We start from the raw sequence: 14,725 nt of genomic DNA, 5'->3' as shown, positions 1-14,725 counted from the left end.
GGGAGGACAAGATGAAAGACCAAACGACACAAGGCACCGCGCCCTACACCGGCGCCGAATTTCTCGAAAGCCTTCAGGACGGACGTTGCGTCTATATCCATGGCGAGCGCGTCAAGGACGTCACGAAGCACCCGGCATTCCGCAATTCTTCGCGCATGGTGGCGCGCTGGTACGACAGGCTGAACGAACAGAAGGATACGCTGGGGCGCCCCACCGACACCGGATCGGGCGGCTGGACGCATCCGTTCTTCATGGGGCCGAAGTCGGCGGAAGACCTGATCGCAGGCCGTGATGCCATCGCCGAGACGCAGCGCGTGGCCAATGGCTGGATGGGCCGGGCGCCGGACTACAAGGCGGCCTTCCTCGGCACACTCGGCGCGAACTCCGCCTTCTACGGTGAATACGCCGAGAACGCGAAGATGTGGTACGCGCGCACGCAAGAGCGGCTGGACTACTGGAACCACGCCATCGTCAACCCGCCGATCGACCGCCACCTGCCCATCGAGGAAACCGGCGATGTCTACATGCAGGTGGAGAAGGAAACCGACGCGGGCCTGATCGTGTCTGGGGCGAAGGTGGTCGCCACCGGCTCGGCGCTGACGCACTACAACTTCATTGCCCACTACGGCATCCCGATAAAGGAGAAGAAGTTCGCCCTGATCTTCACCGCGCCGATGGACAGCGAAGGGGTCAAGTTGATCTCACGTTCGTCCTACGAGCTGAACGCGGCTGTCATGGGCACGCCCTTCGACTACCCGCTGTCGAGCCGCCTGGACGAGAACGACAGCATCCTCGTGTTCGACAAGGTGCTGGTGCCGTGGGAGAACATCTTCATCTACGGTGACGTGGAGAAGATCAATGCCTTCTTCCCGGCGTCGGGCTTCATCCCGAGGTTCACTCTGCATGGCGTGACGCGCCTGGCGGTCAAGCTGGACTTCATCTCGGGCCTCTTCGCCAAGGCACTGGAGGCGACCGGCTCGGGCGTGTTCCGGGGCCCGCAGACCGCCGTGGGAGAGGTCATCGCCTGGCGCAACCTGTTCTGGGGCCTGTCCGACGCGATGGTCAAATCCCCCGTGCCGTGGGAAGGCACCGGCGGCTACGTCCTGCCCAACGTCAACTATGGCCTCGCCTACCGGGTCTTTGCGCCCATGGCCTACAGCCGCATCAAGGAGCTGATCGAGCGCCACGTGGCGTCGGGTCTGATCTACCTGCCGTCCTCGGCCATGGACTTCGGCTCCGAGGAGATCCGCCCCTACATCGACCGTTTCGTGCGCGGCTCGAACGGTATGGTCGCCGTGGATCGGGTGAAGCTGCTGAAGCTTCTCTGGGATGCGATGGGGTCCGAGTTCGGCGGGCGGCACGAACTGTACGAAAGCAACTACGCCGGCAACTACGAGAACATCCGCATCGAGACCATGCTGACCGCGCAGGCGACCGGCGAGATGGAGATGATGCAGAACCTCGTCGAAGAGTACATGTCGGAATACGGCATCGACGGCTGGAACGTGGCCGACATGATCAACCCATGGGACGTGAACCGCCTCAAGGGCGGCTTCCAGTAATCCTCCCGGGCGCGGTCCGCCGAACCTGGCGGGCCGCACTTGGCCGGAAAGGGGGCATCATGGATTTCCAGGCAGCACAGACACGCATCGTGACAGACGAGCAGGCGGCTCTGCCCGCCTGCGTCATGGCCATTGGCGCCTTCGACGGCGTCCATCGCGGGCACCAGGCGCTGATCCGCGGCGCCGTGGCCGAGGCACGGGCGGCGCAGACGGCCTCTGTCGTCTGGACATTCGATCCGCCGCCCAAGGTCGTCTTCGGTCGCGCCGCGCAGCTTTGCCCGCTGGAGGAAAAGCTGGCACGCATTGCCCGGCTCGGCCCCGACATGATCGTGGTCGCCCGCTTCGACCGTCTCTATGCGGGTCGAAGCGCCGACAGGTTCCTGAGCGATCTCGCCCGGCTCAACCCCCGGACAATACACGTCGGTGCGGACTTCAGGTTCGGCCACCGGCAATCCGGCGACACCGCCCTATTGTCGCACCATTTCAAGGTTAACATTGCGCAACCGGTGATCTGCGCAGCGGGTGAGACCGTCTCGTCCACGCGCATTCGCGCCCTACGTGCAAGCGGGAGACTGACAGAGGCCCGCGCCCTGCAAGGCCCTTTCGAGAGCGCCGCCTTTCTGACCGGGCGGATGCTGACCCAAGACCTCAGATTCGAGGAGACGACGCCATGAATGTGCGCTTCGATCACATCGACCCCCGCGAACTGCGCGACGCCTGCGGCGCCTTCGCCACCGGCGTGACGGTGATTTCCACCCGTACTGCCGATGGCGACCACGGCATGACCGCCAACGCCTTCATGTCGGTGTCGCTGGACCCGCCGATGATCGCCATATCGCTGGACCGAAAGTGCAGGCTTCTGGACAAGGTGCGCGCCTCTGGCCGCTATGCCGTCAGCATCCTCTCCGACGAGATGGAAAAGCTGGCCATGCACTTCGCCGGGCGCTTCGACCCGGACCACGCCGACCCGTTCGTCGAAACGGATGGCATGCCGGTTGTGCCGGGCGCCGCGTCGGTGTTCGTGTGCGACGTGGCGCAGGACGTGGAAGCCGGGGATCACGTGCTGTTCATCGGGCAGGTGACGCGGCTTGAACGCGCGACGGAGGCCCGCCCTCTCCTTTTTCATGGCGGCAAGTTCGGCGGTCTGGCCGATTGACGCTTGCCGTGCGCGCCGATCGGTAACCCCGCAGCGCGCACGATGGCAACGGCGTCATGCCACGTCCCCAAGGCTCCAACGAAAAAGCGGCCCCAAAAGCGGGCCGCTCTCGCGCAGGGCGCGTAGGGCTGTCGTCCGTCTACTCCGCAGCGGCTGCCCGTTCGCCCGCCACGCGCGCCAGCCCATCGATAAAGAACGGGCGAAAGCCATCCGGGTGCTCGCTCATCGGGAAATGCCCCACTTCTTCCATCACGGAAAGCGTTGCCCCCGGGATCTGGTCGGCGGTGCGCTTCGCATCCTCCGGCGTGCAGGTGAAGTCATAGGCTCCGACGATGAAATGCACCGGCGTCCGCGTCGTGTCGATCCGGTGCAACTGCCCCACCAGACTGTCGTCCTGGGTGTAGAAGGACAGGTCGCCCCGGAAGACTCCCGGGCCTGACTGCATGAACATCCACAAGGTGTTCCAGCGCTCCGCCAGCGGCGCATACGGGGAAATATTGGTCGACACCAGCGCCGCGCCCATCTCTCCGCCATCTGCGTCGGGGCGGTGGAACCAGTCGATGTCGTACCAGGCCGGCTGGAAATCCGACGCCTCGATGGCCAGGAAGGCCGAGAAGGTCTCCGGGTGGTGCACCGCCAGTTGCAGTGCGATCCGCCCGCCCATCGACACCCCCGCCAGCACCGGCTTCTCCAGCTCCAGCGCCTTCGCCACCGCAAGAACGGTCTGCATGTAGACCTCGGTCGTCAGCAGGTATTCCTCGGTCTGGAAGCCTTCGGGTGGCAGTGACTTGCCGTGCCACGGCATGTCGAAGGCGATGATTCGGTGCGACGCGGTGATCTCCGCATCGTTCAGGATGTGCCGCCACTGGCGCGTGTCCGACCCGGCGGTGTGCAGGCACAGCACCGGCTGCCCCTGGCCCGCTTCCTCGAAATAGATGCGCTGGTTCCGGCCCGCGATCTCCACCGTCACGTAGCGTCCGCAAATCGGCTCAATCATGCCGGAACTCCTTCACGTCCGAGGGCCAGGACCTCCTTGAAGAAGCGCAGGTTCTTCACGAGGCAGAGCATATCGCCGACGATCTCCGCCCGGCCGATCTTCACCATGGCAAAGATGTCGTGGAATCCCGGCGCGGGCCGCGCGGTCCAGAAGGCGCTCAGCGCCTCCGTATCCGTCAGAAAGCCGAAGCGATAAGGCGTCTTCTTCGACGGTCCTTCAACGATGCGGTCGATGCGGCCCTTCTCGAACACCAGGTAATACTCCTGCCCGTTGACCTTCAGCAGGACGGTTTCCGAAAACAGGGCGCCCAGGCGATGAAGGTGCGGGCTGCGCTCAAGCTCTGCCCTGATCCGTGCCAGCGTTTCGTGCATGGTTTCTCCTCTGTCCGGCTCCGACGGGGCCTGTCCGGTTCGCGTTCGGTCGCGCGCAGAATGACGCGAAGGACGGACAGCCGAAAGGTATGACGCGATACCCGCCAATGCGACAGGCCCAAGACCTTTTCGATATCGCCCGATACCCGGCTGCCGGCTTCCCCGACGCCCGGCCAGAGTGCACATTCGCCCAACGAGATACCCCGGCACACCGCCGCTCCGAAAGACGCAAGAGGAGGAGGACCCCAATGCGCAACGTGACCGTAGAGAACGTCACCGACGTCGTTGTAGACGCCATCGGTGCCAGCAGCGACATTCCCGCCCGCCAGAAGGAAATCATGACCGCACTGGTCAAGCACCTGCACGGCTTCTGCAAGGAAGTGAACCTGACGCACGGCGAATTCATGCAGGCCTGCGACTTCCTCGCCCGCGCCGGTGCCGTGTGCTCCGACAAGCGGCAGGAGTTCATCCTGCTGGGCGACATCCTCGGCGTGGAGGTGCTGTGCGACATGCTGTCGAACCCCACGCCCAACGGCGAAACCACCGGCACCGTGCTTGGCCCCTTCTTCCGCGAGAACGCTCCGGTCCTGCCGCATGGCGCCTCCATCGTGCAGAAGCATTTCGACAACGAGGAAACGGTCTTCATCGAGGGCTACGTCAAGGACGCCTCCGGCAGCCCGATCGCCGGCGCGATCATCGACATCTGGGAAGACGCGCCGAACGGTCTTTATGAGAACCACGACCCGGATCAGCCGGACTACAACCTGCGTGGCCGCTTCGAGACAGACGAAAACGGCTATTACGCCTGCCGTGCGATCCGTCCCGTGCCTTACCCGATCCCCTCTGATTGGACCGCGGGCGAGATGATCGCTTACATGGGCCACCACACCATGCGCCCGGGCCACATCCACTTCTGGGTCAGCAAGGAGGGTTACCGTCCGCTCGTGTCGCAGATCTATGATGCCTCCTCCGACTACCTCGACAACGACTCCGTGTTCGCCGTGAAAGAGAACCTGATCGGCGAATTCCGCAAGGCGGACGCCGGGCATGACACGGACCTCTACGTGCAGTTCGACTTTGTGATGGCCGACCAGAAACTGGCCATGGCTGCCGAGTGACGCCTTCCCCCGCGCGGCGGTCAACCGTCGTCGCGCGGGCCATTTCCGACTGCAATCCCCCATTCAACTCACCGACGACGACAGGACCCCGGACATGAGCGCATCCCGCACGGCAGCGGTGGTAGACCTTGGCGGCGCGACCGTCCGCGGCACCGCCATCAAGGCGATCCGGACGCGCATCGTCGACTGCGTCACGACCCGGCGACACAAGCTGTCGAACACCGAACTCACCCATCAGTCCTTTGTCATCGTCGAGGCGATGCTGGCCGACGGCACGACGGGCTACGGCGAAGCCAGCACCCTGGGCGGCCCGCGCTGGTCCGAGGAAAGCGTGGAAGCGATCAAGGCCAACATCGACACCTACCTGGCCCCCGCTCTGCTGGATGGCTCCGCGCTCGACTTCGAACTGAACGCGCTGAAGATGAAGAAGGCGGTCAGCCGCAACACCTCCGCCCGTGCCGCTGTCGAGGGGGCGCTCTACGACGCTGCGGGCAAGGCACTCGACCTGCCTGCCACCGCCTTCCTCGGCGGCGCCGTCCGCGACCGGATCGAAGTGCTCTGGGCCCTCGCCTCCGGAGACGCCGAGCAGGAGATCGAAGAGGCGAAGGCCAAGCTCGATGCCCGCCTGCACCGCCGCTTCAAGATCAAGCTGGGCTTCCATGAGCCGCGCGAGGACATGATCCGCCTGCGCCGCATCATGTCGGCCATGCCCGCAGGCACCGAAATGGTCGTCGACATCAACCAGGGATGGTCGGAGGCCACGTTCATAAGATACGTGCCGGAACTCGCCGAGATGGGTATCGCGCTGATCGAACAGCCGCTGAAGCCCGGCCTTCTGCACGCCACCGCCCGTGTAGCGCAGCGCAGCCCGATCCCGATCATGACCGACGAGGCCGCCTTTTCCACGCAGGACCTCGTGCAGAACGCCGTGGCCGCAACAGGCTCCGTCTACTCGCTCAAGCTGGTGAAATCCGGCGGCCTGCAGGAGATGAAGCGCGCTGCCGCCGTCGCCGGCGCCTTCGGGCTGGAACTTTACGGCGGATGCCTGCTCGAATCCGGCATCGGTGCCGCGGCCCACCTTGCCGTCTTCGCCACCCTGCCCGCGCTGGAATGGGGCTGCGAACACTTCGGTCCTTCGATCCTGCAGCGCGACCTGACCGCCAGCGGCATCGCCTACCGCGACTTCCACATCGAGACACCCAAAGGCCCGGGCCTTGGCATCACCGTCGACACCGACGCGCTCGACGCGGCCACCCGCAAGCACTGACCCACCAGCGCAAGCGCAGCTCCTGCCTCTTCATCTTGGTGGCAAATACCTCGGGGGGCTCCGAAGGAGCGGGGGCAGAGCTCCCTGCTTGCCGTCATTTCAACGGCACGCCCGGGGGCATTCGACACTCGCCGCGAAGAGGGCGGCAAAGTTCGTGCCCAGCTTGACCGACAGGCCGCAATCGGATCTCACGTCCAGCTTCGCAAATGGTGGACACGTGCGCCAGTCGATCCGAACGTTCGGACAAAAGACGGCAAAAGCGGCACAGAAACAAAGACGCTTCGCGTTTGTTGTGCCGGAAAAGCTGCGATACCCTGCGTCCTGTCTGCTTGTGAGCAGACTTGTTGGCCGTGGGAGCAAGCGATGAACACTCTATCCGGAGAGCATACAGCGATACAGGACACGCTGTTGCGCGATGTGCCGCGCGCCCCTGCCTTCATAGTGACGATTTATGGCGATGTGGTCGAACCGCGCGGCGGTGCGCTCTGGATCGGCACCTTGATCGAATGTTGCGGCAGGCACGGGCTGAACGAGACACTGGTGCGCACCGCGGTCTCACGCCTCGTGGCCTCGGGAAACCTGGAGGGTGTACGGATTGGCCGCAAGAGTTATTACCATTTGTCCGAGAGCGCCCGCGAAGAATTTCGCGAAGCGGCCAGGCTGCTGTTTCTGCCGTCACCAGATGCGAGGGATTGGCTGCTGAGCCTGACCGGGGCGGGAGATCTTCCCCCTCCTTGGATGCGCCTGTCGCCGACGGTCGCCATCGCGCCCAACCGGGACGACGTGGCGCCCGTCGATGGCGTTCTCATGCGTGCGGAGCAGATCGGTGCGCATGGCGACCTTCGGTCCTTGGCACGGGAGAAATGGGCGCTCGACGATGTCGCGCGCGCTTACGAGGCGTTTCTCGAACGTCACCAGAGCCTGTTGGACGGGCGGGGCACTGTGTCGTCCCTTTCGCCGGAAGAGGCGTTGGCCCGTCGGCTCCGACTCGTTCACGACTACCGTCACGCTGCGCTGAAAGATCCGGGACTGCCACGTGGGGCCTGCCCGACCGACTGGCCAGCAGAGCGGGCGCGGCGGTTGTTCGTGACCGTCTACCTTGGCCTGTCCGCCATGGCCGACGAATTTGTCGGGGAAACATTTCTCAACGATAACGGTGCTTTGTCCTCGCGAACCGACGAAACGGAGCGGCGCTTGGCCAGGTTGGAGAGCGAGGCCGCCGCCTGGGATCGGGCTGAGGTCCTTGTTTAAACATTACACGGATCGCCATGTTTCCTCTTAACACGTGCTGCATTGAGTGCTAAAACATGACCGAGCGGTCGGGTTTTGTGCAAGAGCTGAACGGCCGGGGAGGAAACGCGAATGTCCAAGGCATTCATTTGCGCCTTAACACGCACATCCGGTTGGCGGATGTGGTCATCGCCATGGCGTACCTGCTTGGCAGGCGAGCGCTCGACCGGCTTTAACAGGGTGCTTCAAGTGCAGCGAACCGGCGGCCGACGTGGCGTGTGCACCAAAAGTATGGGCGTCGGGCAGGGGATCGCCATGATCCCGGAACGGACCTAAGGTATCATCAGGAGGAACGATCATGTACGCACAGATGGTAAAGTCGGAAGGCATGAAATCTCTTGATGAGATGAGCCCCGAGGAGCGCGCCTTTCAGGAGCGGGTCGACCGGAACGAGAAGATCGAGCCCAAGGAGTGGATGCCCGAGGGCTACCGCAAGACGCTGATCCGTCAAATCGGCCAGCACGCCCATTCCGAAATTGTCGGCCAGCTGCCCGAGGGCAACTGGATCACCCGGGCCCCCACGCTGGAGCGCAAGGCGATCCTGCTGGCCAAGGTGCAGGACGAGGCGGGACACGGGCTTTATCTTTATTCCGCCGCCGAGACGCTGGGCGTCACCCGCGACGAGCTGACCGAAAAGCTGTTGTCGGGGAACATGAAATATTCGTCGATCTTCAACTATCCCACGCTGACCTGGGCCGATATGGGCGCGGTCGGCTGGCTGGTTGACGGCGCGGCGATCATGAACCAGGTGCCGCTTCAGCGCACCTCATACGGGCCGTATTCCCGCGCGATGATCCGCATCTGCAAGGAGGAAAGCTTCCACCAGCGGCAGGGCTACGCGATCATGATGAAAATGGCGAACGGCACCCCGGAGCAGAAGGAAATGGCGCAGGACGCGCTCAACCGCTTCTGGTTCCCGGCGCTGATGATGTTCGGCCCCTCCGACGCGGAGTCGGTGCATTCGGCGCAGTCGATGGCCTGGAAGATCAAGATGAACACCAATGACGAGTTGCGCCAGAAATTCGTCGACGAGACGGTGCCGCAAGCCGAATATCTCGGCCTGACCGTGCCTGACGAGACCCTCAAGTGGAACGAGGACAAGGGCGGCTACGATTTCGCCGAACCGGACTGGTCCGAGTTTTTCGAGGTGATCAAGGGCAACGGCCCCTGCAACGAGGAACGCCTCGGCGCACGCCAAAAGGCCTGGGACGAAGGCGAATGGTTCCGCGACGGACTGACCGCCTATGCCGACAAGGCCGCGGCGCGCCGGATGGCCGCCGAGTGATCGGTCAGATTGGGAGGAGATGACATGACCAGAAAAGAATGGCCGCTCTGGGAGGTTTTCATCCGGGGCCAGCATGGGTTGAACCACCGTCACGTGGGCTCCCTGCACGCGCCGGATGCCGAGATGGCGATCCGCAACGCCCGCGACGTCTACACCCGCCGCAAGGAGGGCGTGTCGATATGGGTGGTGCCGTCGGCGCAGATCACTGCGTCGAGCCCGTCGGAAAAAGGCCCAATGTTCGACCCGGCGGAAAGCAAGGTCTACCGCCATCCGACTTTCTACGACATTCCCGAAGACGTGGGGCACATGTGATGCCTTCGCTTCCCAATGCCGCAACGCCGGACGCCGCCGCGCTCGCCAAACAGGCCGCGTCCCATCAATCGCACGATCCGCATCTGGCGAATGTGGACCTTCAACCGGCCTTCTTCGACTGGTTCTGTCGGATGGGGGACAACTCCCTGATCCTCGGGCACCGCATCTCGGAATGGTGCGGGCACGGCCCGGCGCTGGAAGAGGACATCGCGCTTGCCAACACCGCGCTCGACCTGATTGGCCACACGCAGATGTGGCTGGGTCTCGCCGCCGAGGTCGAAGACAAGGGGCGCAGTGCCGACGATCTGGCCTATCTGCGCGACGCGATGAAGTTCCGCAACCTCAAGCTGGTCGAGTTGCCGAATGGCGATATGGCCGTGACCTTGATGCGGGAATTCCTGTTCGATGCCTTCCACTTCGAACTGCTCACGGCGCTGACCAAATCCTCAAGCCCGCGGGTGGCCGAAATCGCGGCGAAGGCGCTGAAAGAGGTGTCTTATCACCTGGAGCGGTCCTCCGACCTTGTGGTCCGGCTGGGCGACGGGACGGAGGAGAGCCACACAAGGATGCAGGCGGCGCTCAACAAGCTCTGGCCCTATACCGGCGAGATGTTTGCAGCGGATGCGGTCGATGAGGCCGTCGCCGAGGCCGGGATCGCACCCGCGCTGTCCGATCTTCTGCCGCGCTGGCAACAGACTGTGGACGAAGTACTGACCGAGGCAACGCTGCGCAAACCGGAGCAGCGGTTTGACGCGCAGAAAGGCGGCAAGCAGGGGCGGCACACCGAACATCTGGGCTACATACTGGCGGAGATGCAGTTCCTGCAACGCGCCTACCCGGGCGCGACCTGGTAACTCCGATGACAGTGGTCCTGCCTTCGACCGATGTGGTGTGGAACTGGCTCTCCGAGGTGCCCGACCCTGAGATTCCCGTGGTCTCGGTCACGGATCTGGGTATCGTGCGCGAGGTGCGCTGGGACGGCGGCACGCTGGTGGTGGCCGTCACGCCCACCTACTCGGGCTGCCCCGCCACCGCCGTGATCGACCTGATGATCGAGACCCACCTGAGGGAAAAGGGCGTCGGCGATCTTCGGCTCGAACGCCGCCTCTCGCCCCCCTGGACCACCGATTGGGTCACCGAGGCGGGCCGGGACAAGCTGCGCGCCTATGGCATCGCCCCGCCGGTGGACGGCACGGCATCCGACGGCATGACCGCGGGTCGTGCCGCCCGCCTGTCTGGCCAGTCAAATCTGTTGATCGCCTGCCCCCGCTGCGGCTCGACCGAGACCGAGAGGGTCAGTCAATACGGCTCGACCCCCTGCAAGGCCAGCTATCGCTGCCGCGCGTGCCTGGAACCCTTCGATTACTTCAAGTGCCACTAAGCGCCTGAACGGTCCCGTGGGGCGCTGCCCCGACCGCATCTCTGCCAGACAGGAGGAGGTCTGACATGCCCCGTTTCCATCCCCTCGAAGTGACCGACATCCGGCGCGAGACCCGCGACGCCGTCGTGCTCACGCTGACCCCGCGCCCCGAGGACGCGGAACATTTCGATTTCACCCAAGGCCAGTACCTGACGTTTCGCCGCGACTTCGACGGGACCGAATTGCGCCGGTCCTATTCGATCTGCGCGGGTAAGGACGAGGACTGCCTAAAGGTCGGCATCAAGCGCGTCGACGGCGGGGCCTTCTCGACATGGGCCAACGAAGAGCTGAAGCCGGGCGACACGCTGGAGGCGATGACGCCGCAGGGCCGGTTCTTTACCCGGATCGACCCCGACAGCACCAAGACCTACCTCGGTTTCGCTGGCGGCTCCGGCATCACGCCGGTGCTGTCGATCATCAAGACGACGCTGTCGCGCGAACCCAAGGCGACCTTCACGCTGGTCTATGCCAACCGTCAGGTCAGCTCGATCATGTTCCGCGAAGAGCTGGAGGATCTGAAGAACACCTATCTCGGGCGCTTCTCGATCATCCATATCCTCGACGGCGAGGGGCAGGACATCGACCTCTTCACCGGGCGCATCGATGCCGAGAAGATGGAGATGCTGTTCCGCCTCTGGATCGACGCGGAAACGGTCGACACTGCGTTCATCTGCGGGCCGGAGCCGATGATGCTGACCATCGCCGAAAGCCTGCGCGAGGCCGGTTTGGCGGATGAGCAGATCAAGTTTGAGCTTTTCGCCTCGTCCCAGCCTGGCCGGGCCAGGAAACGCGCAATCTCCGCTCAGGCCGCCACGGCTGGCAACACCTGCGAGGTGTCGGTCACGCTCGACGGGGCGACCCGCAGTTTCCAGATGCCCAAGGACGGCTCTGCCGTGCTGGACGCGGCGCTCGAACACAACATCGACGCCCCCTATTCCTGCAAGGCGGGCGTCTGTTCGACCTGCCGCGCCAAGGTGTTGGAGGGCGAGGTCGAGATGGAAATCAACCACGCGCTCGAAGACTACGAGGTACGCGCCGGATACGTGCTGTCGTGCCAGTGCATTCCGCTCTCTGACAAGGTGGTGCTCAGCTATGACGAATGATTTCGACACGATGACCCTCGCCGATTATCTGGGGCAGGGCGGCAAGCTGACCTCGCCCGAAAACGTGCCGCCGCGCTATCGCGGTGAGCTGTTGCGGCTGATGTCGTCCTTCGTCGACAGCCAGCTTGCCGCCTCGGCGGGCTTTGCAAACGCGATCAACAAAGCGCCCGGCATCAAGTCCCGCATCGCCGCCAGCCGCATTACGCTGGAAAAGGCCGACCACGCCGAGCGGGTGCTGGACCTGATGGAGGGCTTCGGCACCGATGCGGCGCTTTACGAGCGGGCGCATGACTGGGCGGCGCGCGAGGCCCGCGACAGCACGCTGCAGGCCAAGCGCCATGGCGGCGACATGCGGCTGTCGGTCTTTCACTATCCGCTGACCGGCTGGACCGACGCGGTGGTTATGAATGTGCTGATGGGCCTTGCCACGCAGCACGCAGTGGGTGAGCTGACGCATTGTTCCTACCAGCCGCTGGCCGATGTGCTGCGCGATCTGCTGCCCCGCGAACGGCGGCACATGGAACTGGGGATCGAAGGGCTGGAGCGGATCGGCGCGACGGAGGAGGCGAAGGCCTCGGTCGCCTATTGGATGCCGCGCGTGGCCGAGACCTTTGGCCCGGCGCAGTCCGACCGGTTTGAACGGCTCAAGGCGATGGGTCTGCGCCGCACCGACAATGAAACGCTGCGCACTGCGTGGCGGGCCGAGGCAGAGCGCACGCTCTCCGCCCTCGGTTTGACTTGAACCGAAAGGACAAGCAGATGCTGGATACCGGACGTACCGCGCGCCGTCTCGAAAGCTATGTGCAGGGCGCATGGCAAACGGGCAAGGGCGCGGGCAAGCCGCTGGCCAATGCCGCCACCGGCGAGGTGCACGCCTATATCGGCTCCGACGGGCTCGATTTTGGCGGCGCGCTTGACTGGGGGCGCGCGGTGGGTGGCCCAGCCCTGCGTGCGCTGACCGTGCATGAACGCGCGCTGATGCTGAAATCCATCGGCCTCAGGCTGATGGAGATGAAAGACGAGTTCCACGCCGAAAGTCTTGCCACCGGCGCCACGCCAAAGGACGCCTGGCCCGATATCGACGGCGGGATCGGAACGCTACTGACCTTTGCCTCGATGGCGCGGCGCGAGTTGCCCAACGCCAAGGTGATCCCCGAAGGTGCGGTCGAGCCGCTGTCCAAGGACGGCACATTCGTCGGCCAGCACATTCTGGTGCCCATGCGCGGCATCGCGATCCACATCAATGCCTTCAATTTCCCGGTCTGGGGCATGCTGGAGAAGATCGCGCCCGCTTTGATCGCCGGGATGCCCTGCCTGGTGAAGCCCGCATCCTCGACCGCCTATGTGACCGAACTGGTCGTGCGGCGCATCCTTGAGATGGGGATTCTTCCCGACGGCGCGTTGCAGATCGTCTGCGGCGGGGTCGGCGACATGCTGGACCACGTCACCGGGCAGGATGTGGTGACCTTCACCGGCTCTGCCTCCACCGGGCGCAAGCTGAAAACCCATCCGGCCATTGTCGAAAACGCCACGCGTTTCACGATGGAGGCGGACAGCCTGAATGCGGCGATCCTTGGCCCCGACGCCGGTCCCGACAGCCCGGAGTTTGACCTGTTCGTGCGGGAAGTGCATCGCGAGATGACCGCCAAGGCGGGGCAGAAATGCACCGCGATCCGCCGCGTCATCGTGCCGAAAGCGCTGGAACAGGAGGTCATCGCGTCCCTGTCCGAGCGGCTGGCGAAAACGCCCGCTGGTCTGCCCGATCTGGCCGAGACCCGGCTGGGCGCGCTGGCCTCTCTCGGCGACCGGGACGGCGTGCGCGAAAAGATCGCAGAGATCGCGAAAGAGGCCGATATCGTCTTTGGCGACCCTGAAACCGTGGCGGTTGCCTCTGGCGATGCTGACAAGGGCGCCTTCCTCAACCCGGTCCTGCTGCGCTGCGCTGATCCGATGAATGCCGCCGCGCCGCATGAGGTCGAGGCCTTTGGCCCGGTCGCGACGGTCATGGGCTATGACGGGCTGGATGAGGCGATTGCCCTGGCGATGAAGGGAAAAGGCTCGCTTGTCTCATCGGTCTTTACCAACGATGAGAATGTCGCGGCGAAGCTGGTGCTGGGGCTCGCACCTTTCCACGGGCGGGTGATGCTGGGCAACCGCGACAGCGCCAAAAGCTCGACCGGCCATGGCTCGCCCCTGGCGCCGCTGGTGCATGGCGGGCCGGGCCGCGCGGGCGGCGGCGAAGAAATGGGCGGCATGCGCGGCGTGAAGCATTTCATGATGCGCACGGCGGTGCAGGGCACGCCGCGACTCTTGTCGTCGGTGACGGGCAACTGGGTCTCTGGCGCGCCCACAGCAACGGGCACGCACCCCTTCCGCAAGTCGCTGGCAGAGCTGCACATCGGCGACCAGTTGGTCACGGATTCCCGCGTGGTCACCAAGGAGGACGTCGAGCATTTCGCCCATTTCACCGGTGACACGTTCTACGCCCATATGGACAGCGACGCCGCCAAGGCGAACCCTTTCTTCGAGGATCGCGTGGTGCATGGCTACCTCATCGCCTCTTTCGCTGCGGGGCTTTTCGTGCAGCCCGATCCGGGTCCAGTGCTGGCGAATTACGGCGTCGACAACCTGCGCTTCCTGACGCCGGTCTATTTCGGCGACAGTCTTCAGGTGCAGCTGACCTGCAAACAGATCAACCCGCGGGAAGGCACGGTATACGGCGAAGTGCGCTGGGATTGTCGGGTCACCAACCAGAAGGGCGAAGTGGTTGCCGAATACGACGTGCTGACCATGGTGGCGAAGACCTGGCCGCTATCTGACGAGGGGTGATCCCGGCGATCCGGT

Annotated in this window: 15 protein-coding genes; 13 read left to right on the top strand and 2 right to left on the bottom strand. The window is 64.3% G+C overall.

What is annotated here, in order from left to right:
• Positions 1-11 precede the first annotated feature (11 nt).
• The 3 genes from ABFK29_RS23855 to ABFK29_RS23845 are packed head-to-tail and all read left to right on the top strand — an operon-like array spanning position 12 to position 2,718.
• A complete protein-coding gene (locus tag ABFK29_RS23855) occupies positions 12-1,562 on the top strand; it encodes a 4-hydroxyphenylacetate 3-hydroxylase N-terminal domain-containing protein (protein ID WP_005861567.1) in 1,551 nt (516 codons plus the stop codon).
• Between the two features lie 59 nt (positions 1,563-1,621).
• Positions 1,622-2,236: an FAD synthetase family protein gene (locus tag ABFK29_RS23850; protein ID WP_005861565.1), complete on the top strand. Its 615-nt coding sequence runs from the start codon at positions 1,622-1,624 to the stop codon at positions 2,234-2,236.
• Positions 2,233-2,718 carry a flavin reductase family protein gene (locus ABFK29_RS23845; protein ID WP_005861563.1) on the top strand — a complete coding sequence of 162 codons (486 nt, stop codon included), beginning with the start codon at positions 2,233-2,235 and terminating at the stop codon, positions 2,716-2,718. Before ABFK29_RS23850 ends, ABFK29_RS23845 begins: the two co-directional genes overlap by 4 nt.
• Positions 2,719-2,857: 139 nt before the next feature.
• On the opposite strand, the gene ABFK29_RS23840 is transcribed toward ABFK29_RS23845, so the two are convergent.
• Positions 2,858-3,715 carry an alpha/beta fold hydrolase gene (locus tag ABFK29_RS23840; RefSeq protein WP_005861561.1) on the bottom strand — a complete coding sequence of 286 codons (858 nt, stop codon included), beginning with the start codon at positions 3,713-3,715 and terminating at the stop codon, positions 2,858-2,860.
• Positions 3,712-4,086, bottom strand: a complete 375-nt coding sequence (locus tag ABFK29_RS23835; RefSeq protein ID WP_005861559.1) for a hypothetical protein — start codon at positions 4,084-4,086, stop codon at positions 3,712-3,714. Before ABFK29_RS23835 ends, ABFK29_RS23840 begins: the two co-directional genes overlap by 4 nt.
• 248 nt (positions 4,087-4,334) lie before the next feature.
• Between ABFK29_RS23835 and ABFK29_RS23830 the strand changes: the two genes are divergently transcribed.
• From ABFK29_RS23830 to paaZ, 10 genes are all read left to right on the top strand, one after another.
• Entirely contained in the window at positions 4,335-5,204 is an 870-nt protein-coding gene (locus ABFK29_RS23830) for an intradiol ring-cleavage dioxygenase (protein WP_005861557.1), read from the top strand.
• A gap of 94 nt (positions 5,205-5,298) precedes the next feature.
• On the top strand, positions 5,299-6,471 hold the full coding sequence (locus ABFK29_RS23825) for a muconate/chloromuconate family cycloisomerase (RefSeq protein ID WP_005861555.1): 1,173 nt from the start codon (positions 5,299-5,301) through the stop codon (positions 6,469-6,471).
• Between the two features lie 417 nt (positions 6,472-6,888).
• Complete coding sequence (locus tag ABFK29_RS23820; RefSeq protein ID WP_232281596.1) at positions 6,889-7,722, top strand: PaaX family transcriptional regulator; 834 nt, start codon at positions 6,889-6,891, stop codon at positions 7,720-7,722.
• 337 nt (positions 7,723-8,059) lie between these two features.
• Positions 8,060-9,046, top strand: coding sequence for a 1,2-phenylacetyl-CoA epoxidase subunit PaaA (gene paaA, locus ABFK29_RS23815; protein WP_005861549.1), 987 nt, complete (start codon positions 8,060-8,062; stop codon positions 9,044-9,046).
• A gap of 24 nt (positions 9,047-9,070) precedes the next feature.
• Positions 9,071-9,358 (top strand): 1,2-phenylacetyl-CoA epoxidase subunit PaaB, encoded by a 288-nt coding sequence (paaB, locus tag ABFK29_RS23810; protein ID WP_005861547.1) that lies wholly within the window; start codon positions 9,071-9,073, stop codon positions 9,356-9,358.
• Positions 9,358-10,212, top strand: a complete 855-nt coding sequence (gene paaC, locus ABFK29_RS23805) for a 1,2-phenylacetyl-CoA epoxidase subunit PaaC (protein WP_005861545.1) — start codon at positions 9,358-9,360, stop codon at positions 10,210-10,212. The genes paaB and paaC overlap by 1 nt, the downstream gene beginning before the upstream one ends.
• A 5-nt stretch (positions 10,213-10,217) precedes the next feature.
• Entirely contained in the window at positions 10,218-10,739 is a 522-nt protein-coding gene (paaD, locus tag ABFK29_RS23800) for a 1,2-phenylacetyl-CoA epoxidase subunit PaaD (protein WP_005861543.1), read from the top strand.
• A 65-nt stretch (positions 10,740-10,804) separates the two neighbouring features.
• A complete protein-coding gene (gene paaE / locus ABFK29_RS23795) occupies positions 10,805-11,881 on the top strand; it encodes a 1,2-phenylacetyl-CoA epoxidase subunit PaaE (protein WP_005861541.1) in 1,077 nt (358 codons plus the stop codon).
• Complete coding sequence (locus ABFK29_RS23790; RefSeq protein WP_005861539.1) at positions 11,871-12,623, top strand: Phenylacetic acid catabolic protein; 753 nt, start codon at positions 11,871-11,873, stop codon at positions 12,621-12,623. The genes paaE and ABFK29_RS23790 overlap by 11 nt, the downstream gene beginning before the upstream one ends.
• Before the next feature lie 17 nt (positions 12,624-12,640).
• The gene (gene paaZ, locus ABFK29_RS23785) at positions 12,641-14,710 is read left to right on the top strand and encodes a phenylacetic acid degradation bifunctional protein PaaZ (RefSeq protein WP_040604892.1); all 2,070 of its coding nucleotides are present in this window, start codon (positions 12,641-12,643) and stop codon (positions 14,708-14,710) included.
• Positions 14,711-14,725: the final 15 nt, after the last annotated feature.

Origin of the sequence: Sagittula stellata E-37, from assembly GCF_039724765.1 — a bacterium.
GTDB classification, from domain to species: Bacteria; Pseudomonadota; Alphaproteobacteria; order Rhodobacterales; family Rhodobacteraceae; genus Sagittula; species Sagittula stellata.
The sequence above is the reverse complement of the archived record's forward strand: the minus strand, read 5'-3'. Positions and strand labels throughout refer to the sequence as shown.

Excerpts from the sequence above, each read along its gene's own strand:
- ABFK29_RS23855 (WP_005861567.1), top strand. The coding sequence starts at position 12 with ATGAAAGACCAAACGACACAAGGCACCGCGCCCTACACCGGCGCCGAA.
- ABFK29_RS23790 (WP_005861539.1), top strand. The coding sequence starts at position 11,871 with ATGACGAATGATTTCGACACGATGACCCTCGCCGATTATCTGGGGCAG.
- paaZ (WP_040604892.1), top strand. The coding sequence starts at position 12,641 with ATGCTGGATACCGGACGTACCGCGCGCCGTCTCGAAAGCTATGTGCAG.
- paaD (WP_005861543.1), top strand. The coding sequence starts at position 10,218 with ATGACAGTGGTCCTGCCTTCGACCGATGTGGTGTGGAACTGGCTCTCC.
- ABFK29_RS23840 (WP_005861561.1), bottom strand. The coding sequence starts at position 3,715 with ATGATTGAGCCGATTTGCGGACGCTACGTGACGGTGGAGATCGCGGGC.
- ABFK29_RS23845 (WP_005861563.1), top strand. The coding sequence starts at position 2,233 with ATGAATGTGCGCTTCGATCACATCGACCCCCGCGAACTGCGCGACGCC.
- ABFK29_RS23835 (WP_005861559.1), bottom strand. The coding sequence starts at position 4,086 with ATGCACGAAACGCTGGCACGGATCAGGGCAGAGCTTGAGCGCAGCCCG.
- paaC (WP_005861545.1), top strand. The coding sequence starts at position 9,358 with ATGCCTTCGCTTCCCAATGCCGCAACGCCGGACGCCGCCGCGCTCGCC.
- paaB (WP_005861547.1), top strand. The coding sequence starts at position 9,071 with ATGACCAGAAAAGAATGGCCGCTCTGGGAGGTTTTCATCCGGGGCCAG.
- ABFK29_RS23825 (WP_005861555.1), top strand. The coding sequence starts at position 5,299 with ATGAGCGCATCCCGCACGGCAGCGGTGGTAGACCTTGGCGGCGCGACC.
- paaA (WP_005861549.1), top strand. The coding sequence starts at position 8,060 with ATGTACGCACAGATGGTAAAGTCGGAAGGCATGAAATCTCTTGATGAG.
- ABFK29_RS23850 (WP_005861565.1), top strand. The coding sequence starts at position 1,622 with ATGGATTTCCAGGCAGCACAGACACGCATCGTGACAGACGAGCAGGCG.
- paaE (WP_005861541.1), top strand. The coding sequence starts at position 10,805 with ATGCCCCGTTTCCATCCCCTCGAAGTGACCGACATCCGGCGCGAGACC.
- ABFK29_RS23830 (WP_005861557.1), top strand. The coding sequence starts at position 4,335 with ATGCGCAACGTGACCGTAGAGAACGTCACCGACGTCGTTGTAGACGCC.